This is a genomic window from Mycobacterium heckeshornense (assembly GCF_016592155.1).
Lineage (GTDB): Bacteria > Actinomycetota > Actinomycetes > Mycobacteriales > Mycobacteriaceae > Mycobacterium > Mycobacterium heckeshornense.
In genome coordinates this window covers 3780382-3801371 of record NZ_AP024237.1, presented here as the reverse complement: position 1 = coordinate 3801371, position 20990 = coordinate 3780382, and the positions used below count along the sequence as shown (strand labels likewise).

Sequence of the window (20990 nt, the reverse complement as noted above, 5' to 3'; positions counted from 1 at the left end):
GTTCAGCGATAGTGCATGCGCGTGCCTTGGGCGCCGGCCGTGCCTTGTCACCCCTGCTCGCCACACTGCACACATGCTCGATCTCGTCCTCCCGCTGGAATGCGGCGGCTGCGGTGCGCCGGGAACTCGCTGGTGCGAAACCTGCGCGAAGGAACTGGAGGTAGCACCCGACGCGCCGCACGTCATAACACCCCGCGTCGACCCGCAGGCGCCGGTGTTCGCGCTCGGCCGCTACGCCGGCGCCCGCCGGCAGGCGATCGTGGCGATGAAGGAACACGGCCGCACCGACCTTGCGCAACCGATGGCGCACGCGCTCGCTATCGGCGTGCATCGGCTGCTCACCTGGGGCATGGTCGAGACGCCATTAACGATCGTGCCCGCGCCGACCCGACGCTCGGCGGCGCGTCGGCGCGGCGGCGATCCCGTCGCCCGCATGGCAAGCATCGCCGTCGCCGGACATCCTGACATCACGGTGATGCAGGCACTGCGGATGAAGGAATTCGCCCGCGACTCGGCCGGCCTGGGCACCAGCGCGCGTGAGCGCAATATCGCGGGCCGGGTGCTGCTACGGCGTCGGCGACTGCCGCCCGGCGTCGACGTGCTGCTGATCGACGATATCGTCACCACCGGCACCACCGCGCGCGAGTCGGTGCGAGTCCTGCAAACGGTGGGCGCAAGCGTAGCGGGTGTGCTGGCCCTCGCGGCCGCCTAATCGTGAACAACTCGAAACAGCTCGACGAAAGCACTGGCACTGCGAGGTGAACACGGGCTACCGTCGGGGTCAAGCACCCGTGAACACCTCACGACGGCGCCTGCGCAACATCGAGGCGCCCGCTTCGCCAACGACGGTAGGAGGTGAGTTCCCGATACCCTTGCACCGGCGGGCGGCCTGCATCAGAACTCGATCACCTCGTCGGTGCGCACACAAGCCGGGCACGTGAATGCGTGCGACGCGAGAGAAACGAGTTGTCAAGAATGTCAAGGCAAACCGTGGATTCCGACCAGGTTCTTGTTGACCCAGACGAGCAGGCCGAACCGACACCTCGCGCCGAGGTTGTCGTCAAGGGCCGCAACGTCGAGATCCCCGATCATTACCGCGTCTACGTTTCGCAGAAACTCGCCCGCCTGGAGCGGTTCGATCGCTCGATCTATCTATTCGACGTCGAACTCAAACACGCACCCAACCGGCGCCAGCGCAAATCGTGTCAGCGGGTCGAAATCACCGCCCGCGGGCGCGGGCCGGTCAGGCGTGCCGAGGCCTGCGCGAACAGCTTCTACGCCGCCTTCGAGACCGCGGTCGACAAGCTGGAGAACAGGCTGCGGCGCGTGAAAGATCGCCGCAAAGTCCATTACGGCGACAAAACCCCTGTCTCCTTGGGTGAGGCCGCCGCCGCTCCGCCGGCGCCGGAAACCGCGTTCGGCACCGCCGAGGCCCAGGACACGGCGCCGCACGTCCACGACGGTGCGGTCACCGGCCGCGAGCCGGGCCGCATCGTGCGCGTCAAGGAGCACCCAGCCCGGCCGATGTCGGTGGACGACGCGCTCTACGAGATGGAACTGGTCGGCCACGACTTCTTCTTGTTCCACGACAAGGAGACGGACAAGCCGTCGGTCGTCTACCGTCGCCATGGCTACGACTACGGTCTGATCCGGCTGGCCTGAGGATCATAGGGCGGCGACCCGCTGTGCCCGGCTGCGCCGCGCTTGCGATCGCCGCCAGGGACACCGCCACTTCGTCCCCTACCATGGAGGACGCCGAAGACTCCGTCTACCCACAGGGGACCTGGCTGTGCTGTCGAAGTTGCTGCGCCTTGGTGAAGGTCGCATGGTCAAACGCCTCGCAAAGGTGGCCGACTACGTCGACACGTTGTCCGATGACGTCGCCGAGCTGACCGATGCCGAGCTGCGGGCCAAGACCGACGAGTTCAAGAAGCGCCACGCCGACGGGGAAAGCCTCGACGACCTGCTGCCCGAGGCGTTCGCGGTGGCCCGCGAGGCAGCCTGGCGAGTACTCGACCAGCGCCCCTTCCACGTGCAGGTGATGGGCGCCGCCGCGCTGCACTTCGGCAATGTCGCCGAGATGAAGACCGGTGAAGGCAAGACGCTCACCTCGGTGCTGCCCGCCTACCTCAACGCGATCGGCGGCAAGGGCGTACACATCGTCACCGTCAACGACTACCTGGCCAAACGCGACAGCGAGTGGATGGGTCGCGTGCACCGTTTCCTGGGCCTCGACGTCGGCGTGATCCTGGCACAGATGTCGCCTGACGAACGTCGCGCGGCTTACGCCGCCGACATCACCTACGGCACCAACAACGAGTTCGGTTTCGACTACCTGCGCGACAACATGGCGCATTCTCTGGAGGAGTGCGTCCAGCGCGGGCACCACTACGCCATCGTCGACGAGGTCGACTCGATCCTGATCGACGAGGCGCGCACCCCGTTGATCATTTCCGGCCCGGCCGAAGGCGGCACCAACTGGTATACCGAGTTCGCCCGCATCGCGCCGCTGATGGAAAAAGACGTGCACTACGAAGTCGACCTGCGCAAGCGCACGGTCGGGGTGCATGAGCTCGGCGTGGAATTCGTCGAAGATCAGCTGGGCATCGACAACCTGTACGAGGCGGCCAACTCGCCGCTGGTCAGCTACCTCAACAATGCCCTGAAAGCCAAGGAGCTCTTCCACCGCGACAAGGACTACATCGTCCGCAACGGCGAAGTGCTGATCGTCGACGAGTTCACCGGACGCGTACTGTACGGCCGCCGCTACAACGAGGGCATGCACCAGGCCATCGAGGCCAAGGAACACGTCGAGATCAAGGCGGAAAACCAGACACTGGCCACGATCACGCTGCAGAACTACTTCCGGCTCTACGACAAGCTCGCCGGCATGACCGGCACCGCCCAGACCGAGGCGGCCGAGCTGCACGAGATCTACAAACTCGGGGTGGTCAGCATCCCGACGAATAAGCCGATGATCCGCACCGACTGCTCCGACCTGATCTACAAGACCGAGGAAGCCAAATATCTCGCGGTCGTCGACGACGTCGCTGAGCGCTACGAGAAGGGCCAGCCGGTGCTGATCGGCACCACCAGCGTCGAGAAATCCGAGTATTTGTCCCGGTTGCTGACCAAGCGGGGCATACCGCACAACGTGCTCAACGCCAAATATCACGAGCAGGAGGCGGGCATCATCGCCGAGGCCGGCCGGCGCGGTGCGGTGACCGTCGCCACCAACATGGCCGGCCGCGGCACCGACATCGTGCTGGGCGGCAACGTCGACTTCCTCACCGACAAGCGGCTGCGCGAGCGCGGCCTCGACCCCGTGGAGACCCCTGATGAATACGAGGCCGCCTGGCACGAGGAGCTGCCCATCGTCAAGGCCGAAGCTGCCGCAGAAGCCAAGGAAGTGATCGAGGCCGGTGGGCTGTATGTGCTGGGCACCGAGCGCCACGAGGCGCGGCGCATCGACAACCAGCTGCGCGGACGCTCGGGCCGCCAGGGTGATCCCGGCGAGTCGCGGTTCTACCTGTCGCTGGGCGACGAGCTCATGCGTCGCTTCAACGGCGCAGCGCTGGAATCGCTGCTGAACCGGCTCAACCTGCCCGACGACGTGCCGATCGAAGCCAAGATGGTGACCCGCGCGATCAAGAGCGCGCAAACCCAGGTTGAGCAGCAGAACTTCGAGATCCGCAAGAACGTTCTTAAATACGACGAGGTGATGAACCAGCAGCGCAAGGTCATCTACGAGGAGCGCCGCCGCATTCTCGAAGGGGAAAACCTTAAGGACCAGGCGCTTTCGATGGTGCGCGACGTGGTCACCGCCTACGTCAACGGCGCGACGGCCGAGGGCTATGCCGAAGACTGGGATCTAGACAAGCTGTGGGATGCGCTAAAGACGCTCTACCCGGTCGGCATCGATCACAGGGATCTGTTCAACCCCGACGCGGTCGGCGAACCCGGTGAGCTCACCCGCGAAGAGCTGCTCGAGGCGTTGCTCAAGGACGCCGAAAGAGCTTATGCCGCAAGGGAAGCCGAGATCGAGGCGCTTGCCGGCGACGGCGCGATGCGCGAGCTGGAACGCAGCGTGTTGCTCAACGTCCTCGACCGCAAGTGGCGCGAACATCTCTACGAGATGGACTATCTCAAAGAAGGCATCGGCTTGCGCGCGATGGCGCAACGCGATCCGCTGGTGGAATACCAGCGCGAGGGCTACGACATGTTCGTTGCGATGCTTGACGGCCTCAAAGAGGAGTCGGTGGGTTTCTTGTTCAACGTCGCCGTGGAGCCGGTGCCGGCTCCCGAGACTGCGCCGGCGGCGAGCGAGGACGAGCTGGCAGACTTGGCGACCGCCGCCGCGGCCAGCGCGCAGCAGCGGGTGGGCGCCGGGGTTCGTCAATCAGCACCAAATGCTCTGCGCGCCAAAGGCATCGAGAACGAGTCGCGTGCGCTGACCTATTCCGGCCCAGCCGAAGACGGGTCCGCTCAGGTGCAACGCAACGGTGGCGCACAAAAGACGCCGGCCGGAGTGCCCGTCGGCGCCAGCCGACGCGAGCGGCGCGAAGCCGCGCGCCGGCAAGGTCGCGGGCCCAAGCCGCCGAAATCGGCGAAGAAGCGCTAACGGCGCTTCGCGCCAAGAATTTGAGGCAAACGCCTCATGTACACACCGGCAGTGCTGCCGCAGCATCGTGGGCATGACTTTGCACCGCACGAGCAGGGAGCCGTCGGAATTCGCCCGGCGCGCCGAGGACCGTCCAACACTGCCCGCCGCGACCTGCGAGCGGGTTTCCGGTTACGGAGTAATGGGTTTGCCTTTCCGTTCCGGGCACGTGCTTGGTTTGCGCCGATGGACCGCATCCTCGGTAGGCGCGCCCTTCACGTCGATCTGGCATCGATATCCGGACGGCAGCTGGACGTTCTATGAATCGGCGCCGAGCGAGGTCGCCTGTAGCCGCTATTTCGGTGCCGACGTGCAACGCACCCGGGTCACGCCGATCGGGCTTGACTGGCAGGGGCCGCGGCGGCTGCGGATTCACACCCGTGACTCCGCGGTGGACTGGACGATCGACCTTGGCTCCACGCCGGTGACTCGGGCCATGAGTCTGGTCGGTTCGCTGATGCCCACCCCGCTATGGCGGTCCCGTCGCGTCCTTTCGCTGATGGGGCCCCTGGCGGGGCGGCTTCTGGCGGTCGGAAAGGTCGGACTGAGCGGCCAGACGTCCAATGGCCAGCACTTCGATGCCAATCCGCTGCGAATCTGGTATGTCACCGCCAGCTGCGCGGTCGTCGAAGGCGAAGACCTCGGCCCGATCGGGCCGCTCACCGAGCAGGCGCACATGGCGGACTTCTACTTCCCGCAGCGGGGGATCTTCGCGGTTGGTCGCGTGTTCGTGAAACCGCCAACCGAAATCGCGGCGTCGCCCCGATTTTTCGTCAAGTATTGACGGCATGGATGTCAAGGAGGTGCTGCTGCCCGGGGTGGGCCTGCGCTACGAGTTCGCAAGCCACGAAGGTGACCGGATCGGGATCATCGCCCGGCGCAGCGGCGACTTCGAGATCGTCTTATACGGCCCCGAGGACCCGGACCAGGCCAGGCCCGTTTTCCGTCTCACCGACGAAGAAGCCGACACGGTCGCCCAGATCCTCGGCGCACCGCGGATCGCCGAACGGTTCACCGAACTGACCCGGGAAATCCCCGGCCTGGAAACCGGTCAGATACGGATCCGGCCGGAAAGCCCGTTCGTCGGCCGGCCGCTTGGCGACACCCGCGCCCGCACTCGCACCGGCGCGTCGATCGTGGCGATCGTGCGTAACGAGCAGGTCCTGGCATCGCCGGGGCCCTCGGAAATCCTGCGCGCTGACGACGTCTTGATTGTCATCGGCACCGAGGACGGCATCGCCGGGGTCCAGCAGATCGTCGACAAGGGCTGAGCCCGTGCAGATTCCGGTGCCGCTGCTATTGCAACTCGGCGCCCTGCTCACTGCGCTCGCTTTGCTGGGAGCGCTGGCGCGTCGATACGCGCTCTCACCGATTCCGGTGTACCTGCTTGCCGGCTTGGCGCTTGGGAACGGCGGGTTCGCTCCGGTGCCGGCAGCCGGCCAGTTCATCAGCACGGGCGCGCCGATCGGGGTGGTGCTGCTGCTGCTCACCCTGGGGCTGGAGTTCTCGGCGGTGGAATTCGCCAGCAGCCTGCGACGCCACCTACCGTCCGCCGCGGTCGACGCCGTTCTCAACGCCACCCCCGGCGCGCTGACCGGCTGGGCGCTCGGACTCGACGGCATCGGGATTCTCGCCATGGCCGGCGTCACGTACGTGTCCTCGTCCGGCGTCATCGCCCGGCTGCTGGAGGATTTGCACCGGATCGGCAACCGCGAAACCCCGGCCGTGCTGGCGGTGCTGGTTCTGGAGGACTTCGCGATGGCGGGGTATCTGCCGTTGTTCGCGGTTCTGGCCTCCGGCGGCCGGTGGTTTCACGCGCTCGCTGGCATGGTCGCCGCGATCGCCGCCTTGACTGTGGCGTTCACCGCGTCGTACCGCTGGGGGCACCATTTCGGGCGGCTGGTGACCCATCCCGATTCCGAGCAACTGGTGCTGCGGGTTCTCGGGATCACCCTGATGGTGGCGGCATTGGCCGAATCGGTGCACGCGTCGGCCGCGGTCGGCGCATTCCTGGTCGGCCTCACCTTGACGGGTGAGACCGCCGACCGGGCTCGCAAGGTGCTGACACCGCTGCGAGACCTGTTCGCCGCCATCTTCTTTCTCGGAATCGGCCTGTCCATCGACCCCCAGCAGCTCGTGCCGATGCTTCCCGTCGCGGTGGCTTTGGCCGTCGTCACCTCGGCGACCAAGGTGGCAACCGGGATGTTCGCGGCCCGGCGCGAAGGGGTGGCCCGGCGCGGGCAATTGCGTGCCGGTACCGCGCTCATCGCCCGCGGTGAGTTTTCGTTGATCATCATCGGACTTGTCGGCTCGTCGATCCTCGGTGCCGCCGCGCTGGCGACGTCGTACGTGTTCGTCGTGGCCATCATGGGCCCGGTGGTGGCGCGTTTGACGGGCGGCCCGGTGCCGGTGGGCGCTGCCACGTCGAAATAGCCTGCCGGTCAACCGATATGCAACGAGACCACCTGCCACTGGCTGCCATCGGCACCAGCCAGTTGTTCCACCCGGCAGGCGATGGCGTGTACCCGCCGGCCCCGGCTGAAAGTGCCGAACACTTCGGCCGCCCTCGGCGGGTTGTGAAGTCCGGCGGCTTGCAACCGCAATCGGCGCAGCACCGCCGCCTCGCGGCGACTTGCCGCTGCAGCGTCCCGCGCGAGCACCGAGTCGACGAGCCCGGCTGTTAGCAGCGGCCGCAATTGGGCCACGGGCCGCCGTCGGTCGATCACCTCGAGCACCCGGCGCAGCGCCGCGTCGGCGAAATCGGCGGCGGATTGCAGTGCCGGGGAGATGGCCGGTTTGCGGTGATGGCCGGCTGCTCGGCGGGGGGATTCGCGCGCTGGGACGCCGCAGCGCCGTCTTGGAGACCGGCCTACAGTACTGGACGTCGCGCGGCGGCGGCTCGTAGTCGATGACGGGCACGACGGCAACGCAGTGGTTCAGGTCGACCCTCAAGAGTGCACCCCCCAGCAATAAGGCGGACAGGAGAAAGGCCTGCTGGAGAGTGGCAGACAGCTGCGGTCATCCTCGCACAACCGGCGTTTCCGCGCACCCGCGCTCCACAGCGCCTGAGCTCGCGGTTACGGTGAGCGACAACCGGTAAGCGAAATGCACGAAACACCAAGGGGGGGCGGGCCGTGACGCGATTGTCCACCACGGACGCGTCCTTCTACCGGCTGGAGAACACCGCCACGCCGATGTATGTGGGCTCCCTGTCGATCCTGCGCCAGCCCCGCGGCGGGCTGAGCTATGAGACGCTGCTGGAAACCGTCGAGCAGCGGCTGCCGCAGATACCGCGCTACCGCCAAAAAGTCCGCGAAGTGACGATGAACCTGGCCAGGCCGGTATGGGTCGACGACCGCGACTTCGACATCACCTACCACGTCCGGCGCTCGGCGCTGCCGTCGCCGGGCAGTGACGAACAGCTGCACGAGCTGATCGCGCGGCTGGCCGCGCGACCGTTGGACAAGTCACGACCGCTGTGGGAGATGTACCTGGTCGAGGGGCTGGCCAAAAACCGCGTCGCGCTCTACACCAAGTCGCACCAGGCGCTGATCAACGGCATGAACGCACTCGAGATCGGCCACGTCATCGTTGACCGGACGCGGCATCCGCCGCCGTTGCCCGAGGACTTTTGGGTGCCCGGCCCCGAACCCGGCACCACCCGTCTGCTCTTCGGCGCCATCGGGGACTGGTTATCTCGTCCCGGGGTTCAGCTGCAGGCCGTCACCTCCGGTGTTGCGGAGGCGATCACCAATTCGGGATTGCTGATCGACATTGGCCGGCGAATGCTCAACTTCGCGCTCACGGTCGCGCGCGGCACCGCGCCCAACAGCCCGCTTAACGCCCCGGTTTCGCGCAGCCGACGGTTCACGGTCGCTCGGGGACGACTCGAGGACTACCGCGCGGTGCGGGCGCGCTACGACTGCGACGTCAACGATGTGGTGTTAGCCGTGATCGCCGGCGCATTGCGGAACTGGCTGCTGTCTCGCGGTGAGGTGGTGGCGCCGACCGCAACCATCCGCGCGATGGCGCCGATGCCGGTCTACCCCGAGGACAAATTCGACGCCGCCGGTCCCGGACAGGCGATCGGCGAGGTGACGCCGTTTCTGATCGACTTGCCGGTGGGCGAGGGCAACGCCGTCGTGCGGCTGTCGCAGATCGCCCATGCCACCGAGTCGCACCCGACCGCCGCGAGCCTGGTCGATGCCCGCAGCATCGTCACGTTATCGGGCTTCGCGCCACCTACCTTGCACGGTATGGGTATCCGGGTCGCCACCAGTTTGCCGGCGCGGGTGTTCAACCTGCTGATCACCAACGCGCCCGGCGCGCAGTCGCAGATGTATGTCGCCGGGTCCAAGCTGCTGGAGACCTACGCGGTTCCGCCGCTGCTGAGCAACCAGGTCCTGGCCATCGGTGTGACCTCCTACAACGGCATGCTTTATTTCGGGATCAACGCCGACCGCGAGGCGATGAGCGATGTCGACGTGCTGCCGACATTGCTGACCGAGTCGCTCGAAGAATTGCTGGAAGCCGCGAAGTAGCCGTGTCGCGCACGCCTGGCAGCTGCTGGTTGTGAGCACACAGCATCACCGCACAGTTGTGACACTTGTGGCATCCCCGCGACCTGTCAACCGGTGTAGACGATTGCGCGGCAACGTTGCCCGGTGAGCGCGAGCGGTCCCGTTACCCTCAGCTGATGCGGGTGTATGTCCCGGCGACGCTGGCGATGCTGCAGCGACTGATCGCCGACGGCTCGATGTGGCCGGTCAACGGCACCGCGTTTGCGGTGACGCCGGCGCTGCGCGAATCCTATGCCGAGGGCGACGACGAGGAACTCGGTGAGGTGGCGTTGCGCGAGGCCGCCTTGGCGTCGCTGCGGCTGCTGGCTGCCGGTGACGAGCGCCGCGGAGAGCTGCCGCCGCGGCGGGCGGTCGTGGTCGCCGATGTCGAGGAGGCGGAGGCGGTGACGCCTCGGCCGGATCTTGACGACGCCGTGGTGCGGCTTCGCGGGCCGGTTGCTCTCCACGATGTCGTCGCGGTGTTTGTCGACAACGCCGCCGCGGAGGCGGCGGTGACCGCCGCGATCGCGGCCATCGACGCGGCCGACCTCGGCGATGAGGATGCCGAACTGATCGTCGGTGACGCGCAGGACCACGATCTGGCCTGGTATGCCACCCAGGAGTTGCCGTTCCTGCTGGACCTGCTCTGAGTCCTTGTCAGGTGTGCACCGGCCGTGGCTACAGCACCGTAGGTTACGGTACCGTAGGTTTTAACCGGTGAGCGGGAAGCCGCATAGCGCACGGTGAGCAGGAGCTTCCTATGGAATCAGCGAGCAAGAACTACGCAAAGATCACCGCCGACGTCGTCGACACCCAGGAGCCGACCATTGTCGGCGCCGACAAGCATCCGGTCTGGAATATGCTGCGCCGAATCGCCACCCGCATCACGACGCCGCTGTTGCCCGACGACTACTTGCAACTGGCCAATCCGCTGTGGTCGGCACGGGAGTTGCGGGGGCGGGTCGTGGAGGTTCGCCGCGAGACGCGCGACGCCGCAACGCTGGTCATCAAACCGGGCTGGGGTTTTCGCTTCGACTATCAGCCCGGTCAGTACATCGGCATTGGATTGCTCGTGGACGGGCGATGGCGGTGGCGGTCGTACTCGCTGACGTCAAGCCCGGTCACGGCGTCGTGCACGGTGACGATCACCGTCAAAGCGATGCCGGAGGGCTTCCTGTCCACCCACCTGGTTGAGGGTGTCAGGCCCGGCACGATCGTGCGGCTGGCCGAGCCGCAGGGAAATTTCGTGCTGCCCGACCCCGCGCCGCCCGCCATCCTGTTTTTGACCGCAGGCACCGGGATCACACCGGTGATGTCGATGCTGCGCACCCTGGTGCGCCGCAACCAGGTCACCGACGTCATGCATCTGCATTCGGCGCCAACGGCGGCGGAGGTGATGTTCGCGGCGGAACTGGCCGAGCTAGAACGCCAACATGACGGTTACCACCTGCGGTTGCGCACGACCCGCACACAGGGGCGGCTCGACCTTGCCCGCCTCGACGAGGACGTGCCCGACTGGCGCGAACGGCGGACCTGGGCGTGCGGGCCCGAAGGCATGCTCACTGCGGCCGAGAAGGTCTGGTCGGCGGCGGGTATAGGCGAGCGGCTGCACCTGGAGCGGTTCGCGGTGTCTCGGTCCGCGCCCGCGGGGGTTGGCGGGACGGTCACGTTTGCGCGCAGCGGTCGGACCGCGGCGGCCGATGCGGCGACCTCGTTGATGGACGCCGGAGAGCAGGCTGGGGTGCGGATGCCGTTCGGCTGCCGGATGGGCATCTGCCGGTCGTGCGTGGTACCGCTGCTCGACGGCCATGTTCGCGACCTGCGAACCGGGGTTGAACACGAGCCCGGCACCCGGATCCAGACCTGCGTTTCGGCCCCCTCCGGTGACTGCGTGCTCGATATTTAACCGATTCTCAGGCGCTACTCGTTGGTAACCTACGGTTTCGTAGCCTACGATAGCGTAGGTCAACGCGGGCACGACTTTGTAGAAAGGCGGGGCATGGCCATCACCGACATCAAGGTATTCGCCCATCTCACCGATGCCGATATCGAAAACCTGGCCGTCGAACTTGATGCCATCCGCACCGACATAGAAGACTCGCGCGGCGAACGGGACGCCCGCTACATCCGCCGCACCATTGCCGCGCAGCGCGCGCTGGAAGTGGCCGGGCGCGTGCTGCTGGCGGCAAGTTCGCGACGCACGGCGTGGTGGGCGGGCGCGGTGACGCTGGGCGTGGCCAAGATCGTCGAGAACATGGAGATCGGCCACAACGTCATGCACGGGCAGTGGGATTGGATGAACGATCCCGAGATTCATTCCTCGACTTGGGAGTGGGACAACCTGGGCGCGTCCAAGCACTGGCGCTACAACCACAACTTCGTACACCACAAATACGCAAACATTCTCGGGATGGACGACGACGTCGGCTACGGCATGCTGCGGGTCACCCGAGACCAGCGCTGGAAACGGCACAACCTGTTCAACCTGCTGTTCAACACGATTCTGGCGATCGGCTTTGAATGGGGAGTCGGCTTGCAGCACGTGGAGATCGGCAAGATCTTCAAGGGTCGCGCAGCCCCGGAAGAGACCCGGCGCCGGATACGCGAGTTCGGGCGCAAAGCCGCACGACAGCTCGTCAAGGACTATGTCGCGTTCCCGGCGCTGACCTCGCTGTCGCCCGGCGCGACCTATATGTCCACGCTGAAAGCCAACGCAACAGCCAACGTGATCCGCAACCTGTGGTCCAACGCGGTGATCTTCTGCGGCCATTTCCCGGACGGGGCCGAGAAATTCAGCAAGACCGACATGATCGGCGAATCGAAAGGCCACTGGTATCTGCGGCAGCTGCTGGGCAGCGCCAACTTCGACGCCGGACCCGTGATGCGGTTCATGAGCGGCAACCTGTGCCACCAGATCGAACACCACCTGTATCCGGACCTGCCCAGCAACCGGCTCGCCGAGATTTCGGTGCGGGTGCGCGAGGTCTGCGACAAATACGACCTGCCCTATACGACCGGCCCGTTCCTGCTGCAATACGCCAAGGCGTGGCGGACCATCGCCAAGCTGTCGCTGCCGGACCGCTACCTGCGCGACAGCGCCGACGATGCTCCCGAGACCCGTAGCGAGCGGATGTTCGCCGGTCTCAAGGGCTTCAGCGGTGTCGACCCGGCCACTGGTCGCCGGCGCGGGCTGAAGAGCGCGATCGCGACCGTGCGTGGTTGGCGGCGCAAGAATCGCGGCAACCCTGCGACGGCACGGCGCGACGAGTTGGCGGCCTGACCGGGACGATGCGCGAGCGGGCGCGGTTGTGCGCGGTTGGCGGCGTGCCGGTGGACGAACACGCCCGCTCGGCCTTGCTCAGGGCAGGATAGCCAGCAGCCGCCGCGCGGCGCGGACACGCCGCGCGGCCGGTCCGGTCAGAGAGTCCAGCGCGCATTCCGGGTCAGCGGGCGGGCCCATGTGCCCACAGCTGCGCGGACAGTTTCGGATCGTCTCGGCCAGGTCGGAAAACGCCAGCAGCACATCGTCGGGCTCGATGTGGGCCAGGCCGAACGAGCGGATTCCCGGCGTGTCGATCACCCAGCCGCCGCCGGGTAACGGCAGCGCCACCGACTGTGTCGAGGTGTGCCGACCCTTGCCGACGTGAGTCACCTCGGCGACAGCCCGATTCGCTTCTGGCACAAGGCGATTGACGAGAGTCGACTTGCCGACCCCGGAGTGGCCGAGCAGCACGGTGAGCTTTCCGGCGAGCAGATCCACCGTCGCATCCAGCGGATCGGCACGGCCAGCGGCGACCACGGTCAGCTCGAGGTCGGCGAATTGTTGGGCGAACGGCTCGGCGGGCGCGAGGTCGGTCTTGGTCAGGCACAGGATCGGCGTGAGCCCGCCGGCGTAGGCGGCGATGAGAGCCCGGTCAACCAGCCCGGTTCGCGGCGGCGGGTCAGCCAGCGACACCACGATCATTAACTGGTCAGCGTTGGCGACGACCACCCGCTCGGTCGGATCGGTGTCATCGGCGGTGCGCCGCAACACCGTTCGGCGCGGCCCGCGGCGAACGATGCGTGCCAAGGTGTCCGGGCGTCCGGACAGATCGCCGACCACGTCGACGTCGTCGCCCACCACGATCGGGGTGCGGCCCAATTCCCGGGCCCGCATGGCGGTGACCCGACGGCCGGGGTCGCCGTCGAGCACACATCGCCAGCGGCCGCGGTCGACGCCGACGACCATGGCCTGACGTGCGTCGGCATGCTCGGGGCGGATTTTGGTGCGCGGCCGCGAACCCCGTCCGGAGCGGACCTTGACGTCGGACTCGTCGAAGTCCCCTGGCCTCAAGCGCCAGACCCCTGCTCGGCCAGCATGTCAGCCCACAGCCGCGGAAAGTCGGGCAACGTCTTGGCCGTGGTGGCGATGTCGTCGACCTCGACTCCGGCCACCCGCAGACCCACGATCGCGCCAGCCGTTGCCATCCGGTGGTCGGCATACGAGCGCCAGATACCCGGCCGCAGCGGGGTCGCGGTGATCACCAGACCGTGAGGGGTCTGTCGGCAGTTTCCGCCCAGGCGATTGATTTCGGTGCTCAGCGCCGCGAGCCGGTCGGTCTCGTGGCCGCGCAGATGCGCGATGCCGCTCAGCCTGGACACCGACCCTGGTGCGGCCAGCGCCGCGAGCACCGCCACCGCCGGCGTCAACTCGCCAACGTCTGCCAAGTCGACGTCAAATCCGCCGTACACCCGCGGCCCGCGCACCTCGAGATACGAAGCAGTTTGGGTGGCAATGGCGTTCACGTGGCGCAAGACGTCGAGGATGATGTCGGCGGGCTGGATGCTGGCGGCCGGCCAGCCGGAAATTCGCACCGTGCCGCCGGTCACCACGGCCGCCGCGAGGAACGCAAACGCATTGGACAGATCCGGTTCGATGTCCCAGCGGAGGGCTTCCACCCGTCCCGGCCGCACCTGCCAACGGTTCGGTGCCGCATCGTCGACGTCGACCCCGGCCTGTCGCAGCATCGCCACCGTCATGGCGATGTGCGGCGCCGACGGCAGCGTCGGACCGGTGTGCCGCACGGTCAGCCCTGCGGTGAACGCGGGCGCGCACAGCAGTAGGCCCGAAACAAACTGCGACGACGCCGAGGCATCGATCGACACCGCGCCGCCGGTGACCGATCCCGTGCCCCGCACCCGAAACGGCAAGCCAGTGCCCTCGACGCCGACACCTAACCCCCGCAGCGCGTCCAGCAGCGGTGCGATGGGCCGTGCCCGGGCTTGTTCGTCGCCGTCGAATGTGACCGTCGCGTCGGTCAGCGCGGCCAGCGGCGGCACGAACCGCAGCACCGTACCGGCCAGGCCGCAATCGATCCGCGCGTTCGGCACCGGGGAAAGCCGGCCACCGACGGTCAGCGTGTCGCCGGGCCCCTCGATGTGCAGGCCAAGGGCGGTCAGTGCGCCGATCATCAGGTCGGTGTCACGGCTGCGCAGCGCTCCGCGGATGGTTGAGGCCCCCTGACCTGTCGCCGCGGCCAGCGCCGAGAGCACCAGGGCGCGGTTGGTCTGCGATTTCGAGCCCGGCACGGTCACAGTCGCATACACCGGTCGGGGTGGGCACGGTGCCGTCCATAGCTGGGTGGTCACAGGTCCATCATGGCTTCTCGACGGCAGCGCTGGGCACCAGCCAGGAAGTATGCAGGCAGTATGGAAGCCATGTGCGGACGATTCGCGGTGACGACCGACCCGGCAAAGCTTGCTGAGAAGATCAAGGCGATCGACGAGGCCACCGGGTCTCCGGACCGCCGCGCCGCACCGAACTACAACGTGGCGCCGACCACGGCGATCGCGACCGTGGTGCGTCGTCACGACGAACCCGACGACGAACCCACGCGGCGGGTGCGCCTGATGCGGTGGGGGCTGATCCCGCCCTGGGTCAAGGCGGGGCCCGACGGCGCGCCCGACTCCAAGGGTCCGCTGCTGATCAACGCCCGTGCCGACAAGGTCACCACCTCGCCGGCGTTTCGCGCCGCCGCGAAATCCAGGCGATGCCTCGTCCCCATGGACGGCTTTTACGAATGGCACGTGAGCCGCGACTCGGGCAAAAGGGCCCGCAAAACGCCGTATTACGTCTATCGCGAAGACGGGGAGCCGTTGTTCATGGCCGGCCTGTGGTCGGTGTGGAAGCCGGAAAAGGACGGGGCACCGCTGCTAACCTGCGCGATCATCACCACCGAGGCGGTCGGCGAGCTCGCCGAGATCCATGACCGCATGCCGCTGGTGGTACCCGAACGCGACTGGGACCACTGGCTTGATCCGGACACCCCGCCGGACCCGCAGCTGTTGGCGCGTCCGCCGGACGTGCGGGGTATCCGGATGCGCCGGGTATCGACGTTGGTCAACAACGTCGCCAACAACGGACCTGAGCTGATCGAGCCGGTCGAGGCGCAGCCCGAGCAGGCCACCCTGCTGTGACGGCTGCCCCTTACGGCGCGCGGTATCCGGGCGGGTTGGGGCTTTCCACCCACAGGTCGACCCCGAGCTCGCCGCCCGGTGTGCAGTCATACACCGACAGGTCGGTCACCCCGGAGTCGACCAAGACGTCCTCGCACAGCAGCGTGTTGCCGGTGAACTCGGCGGCGGGTTTGTTGAGGATGACATAGGCAGCGTCGGCGTAGACCTCTGGTTTGCGCGCTCGCGCCATCGCCGCCTCACCGCCGAGCAGGTTGCGCACCGCGGCGGTGGCCACCAGCGTGCGCGGCCACAGCGTGTTGGAGGCGATGCCGTCGTCGCGCAGCTCCTGGGCGATGCCCAGCGCGCACAGCGTCATCCCGAACTTGGCCATCATGTACGGCGTTGGCTTGAGCCATTTCGGCTCGAGCAGGATCGGCGGCGACAGCGTCAAGATGTGCGGGTTCTGCCGGCCCCGCATGTGCGGGATACAGGCTTGCGATACCGCGTAGGTGCCGCGCACCTGGATGCCGTTCATCAAGTCGAAGCGCTTCAGCGGCACCTCGGTGATGGACCCCAGGTTGATGGCCGAGGCGTTGTTGACGCAGATGTCGATGCCGCCGAACTGCTCAACGGTCTGCGCCACCGCCGAGGCCACCGCGTCGCCGTCGCGGATGTCGCCGACGATCGGCAGCGCGTTGCCGCCGGCGTCCTCGATCTCTTTGGCTGCGGTGTAGATGGTGCCCGGTAGCTTGGGGTGCGGCTCAGCCGTCTTGGCTATCAGCGCGATGTTGGCGCCGTCGCGCGCGACCCGCTTGGCGATGGCCAGGCCAATTCCGCGGCTGGCGCCGGAGATGAACATGGTCTTGCCGGAGAGAGACATGGCGCCACACTAACGTCGCGCGGATTGCCTTCGGCCAGCGGTCGGGATTTGCGCGATTCCGGCCAATTTCGGCACCGGAAATAGCGGAATGCTCAATGCTGTTGACTGGTGAGGTCGATCTGCGGCGCGGTTCGCGCCCGCGCGCGATCAACCGGAGAACAATCTGTCGGTCACAACCTCTAGATTGGGGAGGGGCGTCGGGTGTCAGCGGCGATCAGCCTGCTGGAAAACGAGCAGTCGGCTCGCTGCCTCGAGCGTCAGGTGTCGCTGTGGGGGCTCTTCGGCGACACCGCGACAGAAGGGACTGTGCTAACGAAGATGGCCGACAGCGACGACACGACCGGGCAAGACATCGCGGAGGTCGGCAGACCCGCTGGGCCGGCCCGATCCGACGAAACCGACGAAGAGTTGACGACGCGTTTTGAACGCGACGCGATTCCCTTGCTGGACCAGCTCTACGGCGGCGCGTTACGCCTGACCCGCAATCCTGCCGATGCCGAGGATCTGCTCCAGGAGACCATGGTCAAGGCCTACGCCGGATTCCGGTCGTTCCGCGAGGGCACGAATCTCAAGGCCTGGCTTTATCGCATCCTCACGAACACCTACATCAACAACTACCGCCGGAAGCAGCGGCAGCCCTCGCAGTACCCGACCGAGGAAATCACCGACTGGCAACTTGCCGCCAACGCCGAGCATTCCTCGACTGGCCTGCGCTCAGCGGAGGTCGAAGCTCTCGAGGCGCTACCCGACACCGAGATCAAGGAAGCGCTGCAGGCGTTGCCTGAAGAATTCCGGATGGCGGTGTACTTGGCCGACGTCGAGGGTTTCCCGTATAAGGAGATCGCCGAGATCATGGATACGCCGATCGGGACGGTGATGTCGCGGCTGCACCGCGGCAGGCGTCAGCTGCGCGGGCTGCTGGCCAACGTGGCCAAGGAGCGCGGGTTTATTCGCGGCGATCAGACAGCTGAGGAGGTGTCGTCGTGAGCGACTTCTCCTGCTCCGGCGGAGGCAGCGATCCGGACATGTACGCCGACTGCCGGCAAGTGATTGCCGAGATTTGGACCCTGCTTGACGGTGAATGCACCCCGGACGCGAAAAGGAAGCTGCGCCGGCACCTCGAGGTTTGCCCCGAATGTCTACGGCATTACGGGCTCGAAGAGCGGATCAAAGCGCTGATCGCCAAGAAGTGCAAAGGCGAAAAGGCTCCGGAGCATCTTCGCGAGCGACTGCGCCTGGAGATCAGCCGGACCACGATCATCCGCGGCTAACTGCCCGCGTTGGGCCGCTTGCCGTGATTGGCCTTGCTGTGCTTGCGGTCGCGCCTCTTGCGGCCACGTTTGGCCATCGATGAACCTCCTTGCGGGTGTGCCTTGTGCCCTAGTTTTTCACGGCGTCGGTCCCGGTCGTAGCCGGGCTATACCACCGGGCTGGTCTGCGCCGGGGAGAGCGGGCCGGTTTGTGGCGGCGCGGTAGGGGCCTGCGCCGGGGATAGCGGGCCGGGGTAGGTGCCGACGCCCGGCGACGGCATGCCGGGGTAGGTGCCGACGCCCGGCGACAGGGGGCTGGGGTAGGTGCCGGTGCCTGGCGACAGGGGGCTGGCGGGGAGGTGCCGACGCCTGGCGACAGGGGGCTGGCGGGGAGGTTTCGGGCACCAGCGAACCGGCGCCGGGCAGCACCGAATTCAACAAAGAATTGAGGACCCCGAAGATCGCGTTGGCGGCGTTGACCGCAGCGGTTGGGTCGGGCGCGGGAGCGGGAGCCGGGTCGTCGACGAGCATAGGCGGGGGAGAGGCGGCGGCGACCCCACTGCCGAACGCGATCACCCCGGCAGTGGCCAGCACCAGGCCTGCCCCGGCCGCGACGCGGCCCGCCCGGGTCCGCGGGTTCGTAGACGTGTTCAGGGACATCCGGAAACTCCTCACTCCTCAGGCACGGAATGTGCTTCGGACACAGAAATCACTTTGGTAACGATTCTGCTCAAGAATCACAGTTGGAACACGACACGATCACGGATCGAACTCTATAGATTTGCTTATTAACCTTCGGAATTGCTTACCCCTGGCGGTGCCGTCGGCGCGCGGCCCACTCAGCGCTCCAACCGCGACCGAGTGTGGTTCGATGGAGCGGCAAGATTGCGCAAACCGTCGGCTAAGTGGCGAAACGGGGTGATGATGGCCGAGGACGTCCGAGCGGAGATCGTCGCCAGCGTGCTGGAAGTCATGGTCAACGAGGGCGATCGAATCGGCGAGGGGGACACTCTGGTACTGCTGGAGTCGATGAAGATGGAGATTCCGGTCCTGGCCGAAGTGGCCGGCACGGTCAGCAAAGTCAGCGTGGCGGTGGGCGACGTCATCCAGGCCGGAGACCTCATCGCGGTGATCAGTTAAGCGTTGACGCCGCCGTACTTGGTGCCGGGAATTATCGATGTCGACTCTCGGTGACCTGCTTGCCGAACACACCGTCCTGCCGGGCAGCGCTGTCGACCACCTGCACGCGGTAGTGGGCGAGTGGCAGCTGCTGGCCGACCTGTCGTTTGCCGACTACTTGATGTGGGTGCGTCGTGATGACGGCGCGCTGGTGTGCGTCGCGCAATGTCGGCCCAACACCGCACCGACGGTCTTGCTGGCCGACGCGGTAGGCACGGTGGTTTCCGCCGACCAGTTGCCGTTGGTTGCCGCGGCGTTCACGTCCGGCACCATCGGACGGGAACGCGATGCGGGACAACATTTTTCGTGGCAGCAGCGGGGCTTAAACATTGAAGCTGTGCCGGTGCGGTACGGCGAGAAAGTGGTGGCGGTGCTCACGCACCAAACAGCTCTGGCGGCCAACCGCCAGTCCAGCCCGCTGGAAACCGCGTACTTAGACTGCGCCGCTCATCTCGTCCACATGCTGTCGGAGGGCACATTTCCCAACGTGGGCGACGTCGCGATGGCGCGCTCGAGCCCGCGAGCCGGTGACGGCTTCATCCGTCTCGACAACGACGGCGTCGTCTCCTATGCCAGCCCCAACGCGTTGTCGGCCTACCACCGGATGGGGTTGACGTCAGAGTTGGAGGGCCACAACCTCATCGAGATCACCCGCCCCCTGATTTCCGATCCGTTCGAGGCGCACGAATTGGCCGAGCATGTGCGTGATTCGTTGGCCGGCGGTGCGAGCATGCGGATTGAGGTCGACGCCGGCGGCGCCACTGTGCTGCTGCGGACCCTGCCGCTGGTGGTGCACGGCTCGGCCGCCGGCGCCGTGGTGCTGATCCGCGACGTCACCGAGGTCAAGCGCCGCGACCGCGCGCTGATGTCCAAGGACGCCACGATCCGCGAGATCCACCACCGGGTCAAGAACAACCTGCAAACCGTGGCCGCACTGCTGCGGCTGCAGGCACGCCGCACCACCAACCCGGAGGGCCGCGAAGCGCTGCTCGAGTCGGTGCGGCGGGTCTCGTCGATCGCGCTGGTGCACGACGCGCTGTCGATGTCGGTCGACGAGCAGGTCAACCTCGACGAGGTGATCGACCGGATACTGCCCATCATCAACGATGTTGCCAGCGTCGACATCCCGATCCGGGTCAACCGGGTGGGCACACTGGGGGTGCTGGATTCTGATCGTGCCACCGCGCTGATCATGGTCATCACCGAACTGGTGCAAAACGCGATCGAGCACGCCTTCGATCCCGAGGCCGCTCAGGGATGTGTGACGATCCATGCCGAACGTTCGGCGCGCTGGCTGGACGTGGTGGTCCACGACAACGGCCGGGGCCTGCCGGATGGGTTCACCCCGGAGGCGTCGGATCGGCTGGGCCTGCAGATTGTGCGGACGCTGGTGTCGGCGGAGCTCGACGGCTCACTGCACATGCAGGCCGCGGCATCCGGCGGCACCGAGGTGGTCTTGCGGGTTCCGGTCGGTCGGCGCGCCCGGCCTGCGCAGTAAATCCGCACGCAGTATTGCGGCCCCGACAAAACGTCGAGGCCGCAATACCGGAAACTCCCTCAGACTCCGGTGCGTGCTTTCGTCCGGGCGTTGCGGCGCTTGAGTGCGCGCCGCTCGTCTTCACTCATTCCGCCCCACACGCCAGAGTCCTGGCCGGTTTCCAGCGCCCAGGTGAGGCACTCTGTGGTCACCGGGCACCGGTTACAGACCAGTTTCGCGTCAGCGATCTGCGCGAGTGCCGGTCCGCTGTTCCCCACCGGAAAGAACAGCTCCGGATCCTCGTCGCGACAGACCGCCTTGTGGCGCCAATCCATACGTTGTTACTCCTCACTATGTGCGCAGCACTGCGCACAGGTGTTTTTCTTCGGCTGTTAACGCGGGCACAAGAATGTTTCCGTACCGTTGCACGCGATCGTTTGATCGTTTCATAGGCTCAACAGATGTCAATAGTGCACGTCAGCACGTGGGCAATCTCACTTTGGCGATCTGCTAGCCCAAGTCACACCCATTTGTACTACACTACCGCCGC

Annotated in this window: 22 protein-coding genes; 15 read left to right on the top strand and 7 right to left on the bottom strand. The window is 66.6% G+C overall.

Going from position 1 to position 20990, the window contains the following annotated elements; translation table 11 throughout:
- The first annotated feature begins 73 nt into the window (after positions 1-73).
- The 6 genes from MHEC_RS18330 to MHEC_RS18305 all read left to right on the top strand — a co-directional run bounded on the left by MHEC_RS18330 (position 74) and on the right by MHEC_RS18305 (position 7093).
- Complete coding sequence (locus MHEC_RS18330) at positions 74-712, top strand: ComF family protein (RefSeq protein ID WP_048891212.1); 639 nt, start codon at positions 74-76, stop codon at positions 710-712.
- Positions 713-990: 278 nt separating this feature from the next.
- Positions 991-1662, top strand: a complete 672-nt coding sequence (hpf, locus tag MHEC_RS18325; RefSeq protein WP_048891213.1) for a ribosome hibernation-promoting factor, HPF/YfiA family — start codon at positions 991-993, stop codon at positions 1660-1662.
- A gap of 127 nt (positions 1663-1789) precedes the next feature.
- Complete coding sequence (gene secA / locus MHEC_RS18320) at positions 1790-4621, top strand: preprotein translocase subunit SecA (RefSeq protein WP_048891214.1); 2832 nt, start codon at positions 1790-1792, stop codon at positions 4619-4621.
- 73 nt (positions 4622-4694) lie between these two features.
- Positions 4695-5444, top strand: coding sequence for a hypothetical protein (locus MHEC_RS18315; protein ID WP_071700532.1), 750 nt, complete (start codon positions 4695-4697; stop codon positions 5442-5444).
- Positions 5445-5448: 4 nt separating this feature from the next.
- A complete protein-coding gene (locus MHEC_RS18310; protein ID WP_048891216.1) occupies positions 5449-5931 on the top strand; it encodes a cation:proton antiporter regulatory subunit in 483 nt (160 codons plus the stop codon).
- A gap of 4 nt (positions 5932-5935) precedes the next feature.
- A complete protein-coding gene (locus tag MHEC_RS18305; RefSeq protein WP_048891217.1) occupies positions 5936-7093 on the top strand; it encodes a cation:proton antiporter in 1158 nt (385 codons plus the stop codon).
- Positions 7094-7101: 8 nt separating this feature from the next.
- Here MHEC_RS18305 and MHEC_RS24500 read toward each other — a convergent pair whose 3' ends face one another.
- Positions 7102-7386 carry an Rv3235 family protein gene (locus MHEC_RS24500; RefSeq protein ID WP_236591507.1) on the bottom strand — a complete coding sequence of 95 codons (285 nt, stop codon included), beginning with the start codon at positions 7384-7386 and terminating at the stop codon, positions 7102-7104.
- 408 nt (positions 7387-7794) lie between these two features.
- On the opposite strand from MHEC_RS24500, the gene MHEC_RS18295 reads away from it, so the two are divergent.
- The 4 genes from MHEC_RS18295 (at position 7795) to MHEC_RS18280 (ending at position 12499) form a co-directional block, all read left to right on the top strand.
- Positions 7795-9201 (top strand): WS/DGAT/MGAT family O-acyltransferase, encoded by a 1407-nt coding sequence (locus tag MHEC_RS18295; RefSeq protein ID WP_048891219.1) that lies wholly within the window; start codon positions 7795-7797, stop codon positions 9199-9201.
- Positions 9202-9353: 152 nt separating this feature from the next.
- Positions 9354-9869 carry a DUF6912 family protein gene (locus MHEC_RS18290; RefSeq protein WP_099869175.1) on the top strand — a complete coding sequence of 172 codons (516 nt, stop codon included), beginning with the start codon at positions 9354-9356 and terminating at the stop codon, positions 9867-9869.
- A 110-nt stretch (positions 9870-9979) separates the two neighbouring features.
- Positions 9980-11125 (top strand): ferredoxin reductase, encoded by a 1146-nt coding sequence (locus tag MHEC_RS18285; RefSeq protein WP_048891221.1) that lies wholly within the window; start codon positions 9980-9982, stop codon positions 11123-11125.
- Between the two features lie 93 nt (positions 11126-11218).
- Positions 11219-12499, top strand: coding sequence for a fatty acid desaturase family protein (locus MHEC_RS18280; protein ID WP_048891222.1), 1281 nt, complete (start codon positions 11219-11221; stop codon positions 12497-12499).
- Between the two features lie 78 nt (positions 12500-12577).
- Here the strand turns inward: MHEC_RS18280 and rsgA are convergent, their stop codons facing one another.
- Positions 12578-13552 (bottom strand): ribosome small subunit-dependent GTPase A, encoded by a 975-nt coding sequence (gene rsgA, locus MHEC_RS18275; RefSeq protein ID WP_048891223.1) that lies wholly within the window; start codon positions 13550-13552, stop codon positions 12578-12580.
- Entirely contained in the window at positions 13549-14847 is a 1299-nt protein-coding gene (aroA, locus tag MHEC_RS18270) for a 3-phosphoshikimate 1-carboxyvinyltransferase (protein ID WP_071700531.1), read from the bottom strand. The genes rsgA and aroA overlap by 4 nt, the downstream gene beginning before the upstream one ends.
- A 69-nt stretch (positions 14848-14916) precedes the next feature.
- On the opposite strand from aroA, the gene MHEC_RS18265 reads away from it, so the two are divergent.
- Entirely contained in the window at positions 14917-15675 is a 759-nt protein-coding gene (locus tag MHEC_RS18265) for an SOS response-associated peptidase (protein ID WP_048891300.1), read from the top strand.
- Between the two features lie 10 nt (positions 15676-15685).
- Here MHEC_RS18265 and MHEC_RS18260 read toward each other — a convergent pair whose 3' ends face one another.
- A complete protein-coding gene (locus MHEC_RS18260; RefSeq protein ID WP_048891225.1) occupies positions 15686-16534 on the bottom strand; it encodes an SDR family oxidoreductase in 849 nt (282 codons plus the stop codon).
- Positions 16535-16852: 318 nt separating this feature from the next.
- On the opposite strand from MHEC_RS18260, the gene MHEC_RS18255 reads away from it, so the two are divergent.
- Positions 16853-17521, top strand: a complete 669-nt coding sequence (locus MHEC_RS18255; RefSeq protein WP_162490218.1) for a sigma-70 family RNA polymerase sigma factor — start codon at positions 16853-16855, stop codon at positions 17519-17521.
- Positions 17522-17559: 38 nt separating this feature from the next.
- Entirely contained in the window at positions 17560-17805 is a 246-nt protein-coding gene (gene rsrA / locus MHEC_RS18250) for a mycothiol system anti-sigma-R factor (protein ID WP_099869173.1), read from the top strand.
- Here the strand turns inward: rsrA and MHEC_RS25115 are convergent.
- Together MHEC_RS25115 and MHEC_RS18245 are read right to left on the bottom strand one after the other, a co-directional pair.
- Positions 17802-17882, bottom strand: coding sequence for a 50S ribosomal protein bL37 (locus MHEC_RS25115; RefSeq protein ID WP_099869149.1), 81 nt, complete (start codon positions 17880-17882; stop codon positions 17802-17804). The genes rsrA and MHEC_RS25115 overlap by 4 nt on opposite strands.
- A 40-nt stretch (positions 17883-17922) precedes the next feature.
- Positions 17923-18444, bottom strand: a complete 522-nt coding sequence (locus MHEC_RS18245) for a hypothetical protein (protein WP_201399610.1) — start codon at positions 18442-18444, stop codon at positions 17923-17925.
- Positions 18445-18708: 264 nt separating this feature from the next.
- Between MHEC_RS18245 and MHEC_RS18240 the strand changes: the two genes are divergently transcribed.
- Both MHEC_RS18240 and MHEC_RS18235 read left to right on the top strand, forming a co-directional pair.
- Positions 18709-18924, top strand: a complete 216-nt coding sequence (locus MHEC_RS18240) for a biotin/lipoyl-binding carrier protein (RefSeq protein WP_048891301.1) — start codon at positions 18709-18711, stop codon at positions 18922-18924.
- A gap of 37 nt (positions 18925-18961) precedes the next feature.
- Complete coding sequence (locus MHEC_RS18235) at positions 18962-20461, top strand: sensor histidine kinase (RefSeq protein ID WP_048891229.1); 1500 nt, start codon at positions 18962-18964, stop codon at positions 20459-20461.
- Between the two features lie 59 nt (positions 20462-20520).
- On the opposite strand, the gene whiB1 is transcribed toward MHEC_RS18235, so the two are convergent.
- Positions 20521-20775: a transcriptional regulator WhiB1 gene (whiB1, locus tag MHEC_RS18230; RefSeq protein ID WP_048891230.1), complete on the bottom strand. Its 255-nt coding sequence runs from the start codon at positions 20773-20775 to the stop codon at positions 20521-20523.
- Positions 20776-20990: the final 215 nt, after the last annotated feature.